General features: G+C 73.8%; 4 protein-coding genes. 1 reads left to right on the forward strand and 3 read right to left on the reverse strand.

Annotation, left to right across the window (positions count from 1 at the left end; genetic code table 11):
* Positions 1-152: 152 nt before the first annotated feature.
* The 3 genes from ACZ56B_RS29500 to ACZ56B_RS29510 form a co-directional block, all read right to left on the reverse strand.
* Positions 153-5,084, reverse strand: coding sequence for an NAD-glutamate dehydrogenase (locus ACZ56B_RS29500; protein ID WP_468797073.1), 4,932 nt, complete (start codon positions 5,082-5,084; stop codon positions 153-155).
* A gap of 559 nt (positions 5,085-5,643) precedes the next feature.
* Positions 5,644-6,309, reverse strand: coding sequence for an HAD family hydrolase (locus tag ACZ56B_RS29505; RefSeq protein WP_468797076.1), 666 nt, complete (start codon positions 6,307-6,309; stop codon positions 5,644-5,646).
* 61 nt (positions 6,310-6,370) lie between these two features.
* The gene (locus tag ACZ56B_RS29510) at positions 6,371-6,886 is read right to left on the reverse strand and encodes a DUF6912 family protein (RefSeq protein WP_468797079.1); all 516 of its coding nucleotides are present in this window, start codon (positions 6,884-6,886) and stop codon (positions 6,371-6,373) included.
* Positions 6,887-7,255: 369 nt separating this feature from the next.
* On the opposite strand from ACZ56B_RS29510, the gene ACZ56B_RS29515 reads away from it, so the two are divergent.
* A complete protein-coding gene (locus ACZ56B_RS29515) occupies positions 7,256-7,915 on the forward strand; it encodes an Rv3235 family protein (protein WP_468797082.1) in 660 nt (219 codons plus the stop codon).
* Positions 7,916-8,022: the final 107 nt, after the last annotated feature.

Consider the following 8,022-nt stretch of genomic DNA (forward strand, 5'->3'; position numbering starts at 1 on the left):
AAAACACCCCCCCCCCCCCCCCCCCCCCCCCCCCCCCCCCCCCACCCCCCCCCCCACCCCCCCCCCCCCCCCCCCCCGCCCTCCCCCCCCCCCCCCCCCCGCGGTCGTCCGCGGCCGGCCCCGTCCCGCGTGGGCGGGCGGGGCCGCGCGGCCTACGAGTGGCTGCGCAGCAGCGTCCGCATCGTCCGCATCGCCACCGACAGGTTGGCCAGGTCGAAGGAGTCGGAGCTGTGGATCTCGTCCAGGGTGGCGCGGGCCCGGCCGAGCAGCGCCGCGTTCTTCCGCGCCCACAGCTCGAAGCGCTGCTGCGGGGTCGAGGTGCCGTCGCCCACCGCCAGGACCTCCGCGGTCACCGCCGCGTGCGCCGCGTACAGGTCCTCGCGGATCGCCGCGCGGGCCATGGACTGCCAGCGGTCGGCGCGCGGCAGCTCGATGATGCGGTCCATCAGCTGGGTGATGCGCAGCCGGTCGGCGAGGTCGTAGTAGACCTCGGCGACGTCCAGCGGGTCCTTGCCCGTCCGGTCGGCCACCGACACGATGTCGAGCGTCGGGAAGGCGGAGGAGAACCCGGCGACCCGGGTGGCCAGCTCGCCGGGGACGCCGGCCTCGGTCAGCTCGTCGTGGATCTTCTGGTACCAGTCCAGGTCCGCGCCGCGCAGCAGCTTCGGCAGCTGCGCCCAGACCTGCTCGACGCGTTCGGCGAAGAACTCCACCGTCTCCGCCAGCTCCAGCGGCTGCGGCCGGTTGTTGAGCAGCCAGCGCGTGCCGCGCTCCACCAGCCGGCGCGAGTGCAGCCGGATCCGGGTCTGGGTCTCCGCGTCGACCTTGTTGTCGAGGGCCTCGACCCCGTCCCACACCACCGCGGAGCGGAAGATCGCACGGGCCGCGGTCTGCGCCCGGACGATCTCCTCCAGCGACGCGCCGGTCTCCTCGCGCATCCGGTGCAGGTACGTCGTACCGCCCGTGTTGACCGTGTCGTTGACCAGCACGGTCGTGGTGATCTCGCGGCGCAGCGGGTGGCTGTCGATGTGCTCCCGGAACCGCTCGCGCAGCGCGCTCGGGAAGTAGGCGTACAGCAGCCCCTTCAGGTGGGGGTCGTCGGGCAGCGAGGTGCGCAGCAGCTCCTCGGCGACCGTGATCTTCGTGTACGCCAGCAGGACGGCCGTCTCCGGGCCGGTCAGGCCCTGCCCGGCGGCGAGCCGTTCGCGGATCTGGCGGTCGGTGGGCAGGAACTCCAGGGCCCGGTCGAGCCGGCCCTCGCGCACCAGGTGCTTCATGAAGCGCTGCTGGGCGTGGAGCATGTCCCTGGACTGGGCCAGGGCGTTGGCGAGGGCGGTGTTCTGCGCGTAGTTGGTGCGCAGCACCATGCGGCCGACCTCGTCGGTCATCTCGGCGAGCAGCTTGTTGCGCTGCTTGACCGTCATGTCGCCGTCCGTCACCAGGCCGTTGAGCAGGATCTTGATGTTCACCTCGTGGTCGGAGGTGTCCACGCCCGCGCTGTTGTCGATGGCGTCGGTGTTGATCCGGCCGCCGTGCAGCGCGTACTCGATCCGGCCGAGCTGGGTGAAGCCCAGGTTGCCGCCCTCGCCGACGACGGCGGCGCGCAGGTCCTTGCCGTCGACCCGGATGTGGTCGTTGGCCTTGTCGCCGACGTCGGCGTTGGACTCGCCGGAGGCCTTGACGTACGTGCCGATGCCGCCGTTCCACAGCAGGTCCACCGGCGCCCTCAGGATCGCCTTCATCAGGTCGGCCGGGGTCATCTTGGTGATGCCGGGCTCGATGCCGAGGGCCTCGCGGATCTGGGAGCTGATCGGGACGGACTTGGCGGCGCGCGGGAACACGCCGCCGCCCGCCGACAGCAGCCCGGCGTCGTAGTCGGCCCAGGAGCTGCGGGGCAGCTCGAACAGGCGGCGGCGCTCGGCGTAGGAGGCGGCCGCGTCCGGGTTCGGGTCGATGAAGATGTGCCGGTGGTCGAAGGCGGCGACCAGGCGGATGTGCTCGCTGAGCAGCATGCCGTTGCCGAACACGTCACCGGACATGTCACCGATGCCGACGACGGTGAAGTCCTGGGTCTGGGTGTCCACGCCCAGCTCCCGGAAGTGCCGCTTGACGGACTCCCAGGCGCCGCGGGCGGTGATGCCCATGCCCTTGTGGTCGTATCCGGCGGAGCCGCCGGAGGCGAAGGCGTCGCCGAGCCAGAAGTCGTAGGACTCGGCGACCTCGTTGGCGATGTCCGAGAACTTCGCGGTGCCCTTGTCGGCGGCGACGACGAGGTAGGGGTCGTCCCCGTCGTGCCGGACGACGTCCCGCGGGGGCACGACCTCGCCGGCCACCATGTTGTCGGTGATGTCGAGCAGCGCCGAGATGAACGTCCGGTAGCAGGCGACGCCCTCGGCCAGCCAGGCGTCGCGGTCGGCGTTCGGGTCGGGGAGGTGCTTGGCGACGAAGCCGCCCTTGGCGCCCACCGGCACGATGACGGTGTTCTTCACCGCCTGCGCCTTGACCAGGCCGAGGATCTCGGTGCGGAAGTCCTCCCGGCGGTCCGACCAGCGCAGGCCGCCGCGGGCGACCTTGCCGTAGCGCAGGTGCACGCCCTCCACGCGCGGCGAGTACACCCAGATCTCGTACGCCGGGCGCGGCGCGGGGAGGTCGGGGATGGCCTGCGGGTCGAACTTCATGGAGACGTAGTCGTGCGGCGTGCCGTCGCCCGCCTCCTGGAAGAAGTTGGTGCGCAGCGTCGCCTTGATGACGGTGAGGAAGGCGCGCAGGATGCGGTCCTCGTCGAGCGAGGCCACCTGTTCGAGGGCGGCGTCGAGCTCCTCCAGCAGGGCGTCCACCAGTTCGTGCCCGGCGCGCTGGCGGTCCGGCGCCATCCGGGCCTCGAACAGGGAGACGAGCAGCCGGGTGGTGTGGACGTTGTTGCGGAGGGTGTCCTCCATGTAGTCCTGGCTGAAGGTGGAGCCCGCCTGGCGCAGGTACTTGGCGTACGCCCGCAGCACCACGGCCTCGCGCCAGGTCAGTCCGGCGCTCAGCACGAGGGCGTTGAAGCCGTCGTTCTCCGCCTTGCCGGTCCAGGCCGCGGCGAAGGCGTCCTGGAACCGCTCGCGCGCGTCGTCGCCGAGGTGGTCGGCGGCGGCACCGGTCAGCTTGGGCATGCGCAGGCCGAAGTCGTAGATCCAGGCCACGCTGCGGTCGGCGCACCGCAGTTCGTACGGCCGCTCGTCGACGACCTCGACGCCGAGCCGCTGGAGCACCGGCAGCACCGCGGACAGGGAGATCGCCTCGCCCTTGCGGTAGATCTTGAAGCGGCGGTCCTCGGGACCCGCGCCCACCGGCTCGTACAGGCTGAGCTCGAAGTTCCGCTCGTCGTCGAGCCGCTCGATGCGGACGAGGTCGGCGACGGCGCTGCGCGGGGAGTGGTCGGCCTTGTACCCCTCGGGGAAGGCGCCCGCGTAGCGGCGCAGCAGCTCGGCGGCGCGCTCCTCGCCGAGCTCGGCGTTCAGCGCCTCGGCGAAGCCGTCGGCCCAGGAGCGGGCGGCCTCGACGAGCCGGGCCTCGATGCGCTCCTTGTCGGCGTCGGACAGCTGCGGCAGCTCGGTGCCCTGCGGGACCCGGACCACGAAGTGCAGCCGGGAGAGGACGGACTCGGTGTTCCAGGCGGTGAAGTCGACGCTGGTGCCGCCGAGCTCCTCCTTGAGGATGTCGATGATCCGCAGCCGGACACCGGTGGTGTAGCGGTCGCGGGGCAGGTAGACGAGGGCGGAGTAGTAGCGCCCGTACTCGTCCTGGCGCAGGTAGAGCCGCAGCCGGCGGCGCTCCTGGAGGTAGAGGACGGAGGTGACGATGGCCTGCAGCTCGTCGACCGGGGTCTGGAAGAGCTCGTCGCGCGGGTAGGTCTCCAGGATCTGGAGCAGGTCGCGCCCGTCGTGGCTGTGGGGCGAGAAGCCGGCGCGCTCCAGCACCTCCTCGACCTTGCGCCGGATCACCGGCACCCGGCGGACGGACTCGGTGTAGGCGACGGACGAGAACAGTCCGAGGAAGCGCCGCTCGCCGACGACGTTGCCGTCCGCGTCGAACTTCTTGACGCCGATGTAGTCCAGGTACGACGGCCGGTGCACGGTCGCCCGGCTGTTGGCCTTGGTCAGCACCAGCAGGTTGTGCTCGCGCGCCTTGGCGCGGGCGTCGGCGGGCAGCCGCTCGAAGGACGGGCTGACCGGGTGGCCCTCGGCGGAGGCGTGGTGCGGGTCGGAGCGCAGGATGCCGAGGCCGGTGCCGGGGATGGCGCCGAGCGAGTCGTCCCCGCGCAGCTCGTACTCGCGGTAGCCCAGGAAGGTGAAGTGGTTGTCGGCCAGCCAGTGCAGCAGCTCGCGGGCCTCCTCGACCTGCTGCCGGGGCAGGTCGCCGGGGACGGGCTCGTCGGGCAGGTCCTCGGCCAGCCGGGTCGCCGCCTGGCGCATCTTGCCCCAGTCCTCGACCGCCTCGCGGACGTCGGACAGGATGCGCAGCAGGTCGGCGGTGATCTGCTTGAGGTCGCCGCGGTCGGTCTCGCGGTCGATCTCGACGTGGATCCAGGACTCGACGTGCGCGTCGTGCGGGAGGTCGTCGCCCGGCGGGGTGGGGAGCACCTCGATCAGCTTGCCGGTGACGTCCCGGCGGACCACGAACTGCGGGTGGATCACGACGTGGATGCCGCGGCCCTGGCGGGTCAGCTCGTTGGTGACGGAGTCGACCAGGAAGGGCATGTCGTCGGTGACCACCTCGACGACGGAGTGGCTGCAGGTCCAGCCGTTCTCCTCGACGGTCGGGGTGTGGACCCGGACGTTGGCCGTGCCCTGCGGGCGGTTCTCGGCCAGCCGGTAGTGCGAGACGGCGGCCCCGAAGACGTCGACCGGGTCGCGGTCGGTGAGGTCCTCCGGTGCGGTGTGCAGGTAGAAGCGCTGGAGGAACGCGAGCACGGATTCCCGGTCGGGAGCACCCCCGTCTGCCGTCCCGGTCGGTAGTTTCCCCCCGGCCGGGCTGTTCTCAGCTACCCGGGCGGCCCTCTCGAGCAGCTCGGCCTTGGCTTCGTCCAGCTTGGTCTGCATGATCCTCTGGCTCCTGTCGCGCGCCGTTGCGTGACGTAGAAGGAAGTACGGTCTCCGGCCCTGTGGTGCGGCGGTACGACACGGGGTGTCCGGTCTGTGCCGACGTTATGCCGCAGGGTGAGAGGAGCGGGGGCCGTTCGGCCGATCCCGGTGCGTCCGACGGGTGTGACGCTACTCTTCGCGTCCTCCGTCCCCGGCCCCGCAGGACGCACCGCGTCCCGGGCGCCCGCCGGGCACCGTCCCGCCCGTGGGGACCAGCGGCCGCCGCCCGGTCACGGATGTCGTCCGTGCTCCCCGGGCGCACAGCGGAGACGTCCATGTCCCCGCGAGGTATCGCGCTGATCACGGCACCCAGGCTATCGCTCCCCGCCGGGGGCCCGTCATGAGCCGTATGTGTACAAAACCGGGGGGCGAAGTTTGACGTTCTGCACAGTGCACATTCGGTGACGGCCGGGCAGGGCTCCGGCGGTCCGGGGTCCCGGGCGCTCCGGGGTCCCGGGCGCTCCGGGAGACCCGAGGGTTCCGGGAGACCCGGGCGCTCCGGGAGACCCCGGTGCCCTCACGCCGCGAGGCGTTCCGCCTCCGCCACGGCCTCGGCCAGGGTGTCCACCACCGGCACGCCCACCGCCTCCAGGCTGGCCCGGCCGTGGGAACCGCCGGTGTAGAGGACGGCCCGCGCCCCCACGTGCCGTGCGGCCAGCGCGTCGTCGGCCGCGTCGCCGATCACCACCGTGCGCGCCGGGTCCACGCCGGTCAGTGCGCCGAGGTGGCGCACCATGTGCTCCGCCTTGCTGCCCCCGGACGGCCCGGTCCGCCCGTCGACCCGCAGGAAGTGCGGCTCGATGCCGAAGTCCCGGACCAGCGGCACCAGGTCCTCGTGCCCGTACATGCTGAGGATCGACTGGCTGCGTCCCGCCGCCGACCACCCCGACAGCAGCTCCACCACGCCCTCGGCCAGTCCGCACCGCACCCGGTGCTCCGCGTAGTACCGGTGGAAGGCCGCGTCCATCAGCTCCCACTCGGGCCCGCTCGGCAGCCGCCCCAGCAGCCGCTCGTAGAACCTCGGTATCGGCACGCAGTACAGCTCCCGGTACCGCTCCAGCGTGATCGGCTCCAGCCCCAGCTCGGCGAAGGCCGCGTTCGTCGCCCCGATGACCGCGTCGACGTCGTGGAACAGCGTCCCGTTCCAGTCCCAGACGATGTGCGCGTTCCTCTGCATCCCCATGCCCCAGAACGTACCCGCCGGCGCCGGCGTCCAGGAGACCGCCGGGCCGCCCGGACGGCGCTCAGTCCGCCGGGGCCACCAGGTGGGGGATCTCCTGCGTGGCGTACCACAGCAGCTCGTGGTCCTCCGCGCCGTCCACCGTGAACCGCGCGTCGTCGTCCCCGCCGTCCGCCGCGGGCAGCGCCCGCGCGGCGGCCGCCACGTCCGCCTCCGCGTCCGCCGCGTCCACGTGCACCGCGGCCGCCTCGGCCAGCGGCACGGGCCCGGCGACCCGCACCTCCCCGAGCGCGGCCGGGTCGAGCCCCCGGTCGGGGTCGGCCGCGGCCGCCCGGTCGGGGACGTCGACGGCGACCACCACCCGGCGCCGGGGCGCCGCGGGGTCCGCCGCCAGCAGCCGCAGGGAGGCCAGCGCGGCGCGGCTCAGCGCGGCGTACTCCAGCTCCTCGATGTCGTCGGAGAGGTACCACTCGCGCAGTGCGGGCGTCACGGCGTACGCGAGGAGCGGTCCGTCGCCCAGCTCGCCCGTCCGGTGCGCCTCGGCGAGGCCGGGAAGGGTCAGGGGGACGTAGACGCGCATGTCGGCCGCTTTCGTGGTCGTTCCGTGGTCGATCCGTGCCGGGGTCCGCCGGCACCCGGTGCGGGCGGTCGTGCCCGGCCGGAGATCCCTCAGGATACGGGTGCGGGCGTCCCCCATCGAGTCCCCGCCCGGCCCCCCGGCCGCGTCCACTCCGGGCCCGGACGTCACCCGGTGCGTCCGCTCCGGTACGGGGCCGGCGCCTCGGCGACCACTCGGATAGGTGAATCTCCCGGCCGCTCCGACCCGCGGTCCGGTTGCTTGCCGCCGCACCGTTCCGCCCCGTACAAGATCCCCAACCACGAAGTTACCGCCCGGTATCGCCCGGCTTCGCGCCGCGGCGACGCCCGGGCCCGTTCGAACGGGGTCCCCGTGAACAAGGTCATGACCAGGGCTCAGCACCACCCCGGCGCCCGCCCGGCCGGCGCCCGGCCGGCGGGCCGCCGCGACTCCCGCCGTCCCGCCGGCACCACCCCGCCCCGCCGTCCCGCGGGGACCGCCGCCCGCGCCCCGTCCCCCGGCGAGGGGCGTGGTCCCTCCCCCGCCGCCCGGTCCCGGCGCCCCGCGGACGGCCGCCCGCCGTCCGCCGCCGCCGCGCGGGCGGCCTCCGTCCGGGCCTCCCGGGCGCTCTCCGGCCGGGAGGCCGCGCCCCCCGCGCCCGTCGTGCCCGCCCGGACGCCGCACCGGCCCGCCGTCCCCCAGCCCCGCCCCACCGACCGCTTCGCCGAGTTGCTCCTCGCCGTGCTGAGCGGGCAGCGGCCCGTCCACGCCATGCTGCGGCACACGGCGGGCCGCGCCTACGACGACCTGGCGCGGCTCGCCGAGCACGGCCCGCTGCGCACCCGCGGCGCCCGGCCCGTCGTACGGGACATCGGCTACTTCGTCCCCCGCGAGGGCGCCCTGGAGGTCTTCGCCCGGATCGGTGCCGGCGACCGGCTGAGCGCCATGGCGTTCCGGCTGGAGCGGGGCCGGGACCTGCGCTGGCGCTGCACCGCCGTGGAGCTGGGCGGTCCCCGCCCGCAGGGCCGCTGACCGCGCGCGGGGACGCCCGAGGGGTGGGGCACCCCTTGGGGCCTGGCCCCCGTCCCCCCAGAGACACGTAGGGGGGGGGAGCTTCGTGCCACGCTTGCGGAGACGCC

The sequence above is a fragment of the Streptomyces sp. NPDC034670 genome, assembly GCF_055574875.1.

Bases quoted from the DNA above. Each gene is read 5' to 3' on its own strand.
- ACZ56B_RS29500 (WP_468797073.1), bottom strand. From the start codon at position 5,084: ATGCAGACCAAGCTGGACGAAGCCAAGGCCGAGCTGCTCGAGAGGGCC.
- ACZ56B_RS29505 (WP_468797076.1), bottom strand. From the start codon at position 6,309: ATGGGGATGCAGAGGAACGCGCACATCGTCTGGGACTGGAACGGGACG.
- ACZ56B_RS29510 (WP_468797079.1), bottom strand. From the start codon at position 6,886: ATGCGCGTCTACGTCCCCCTGACCCTTCCCGGCCTCGCCGAGGCGCAC.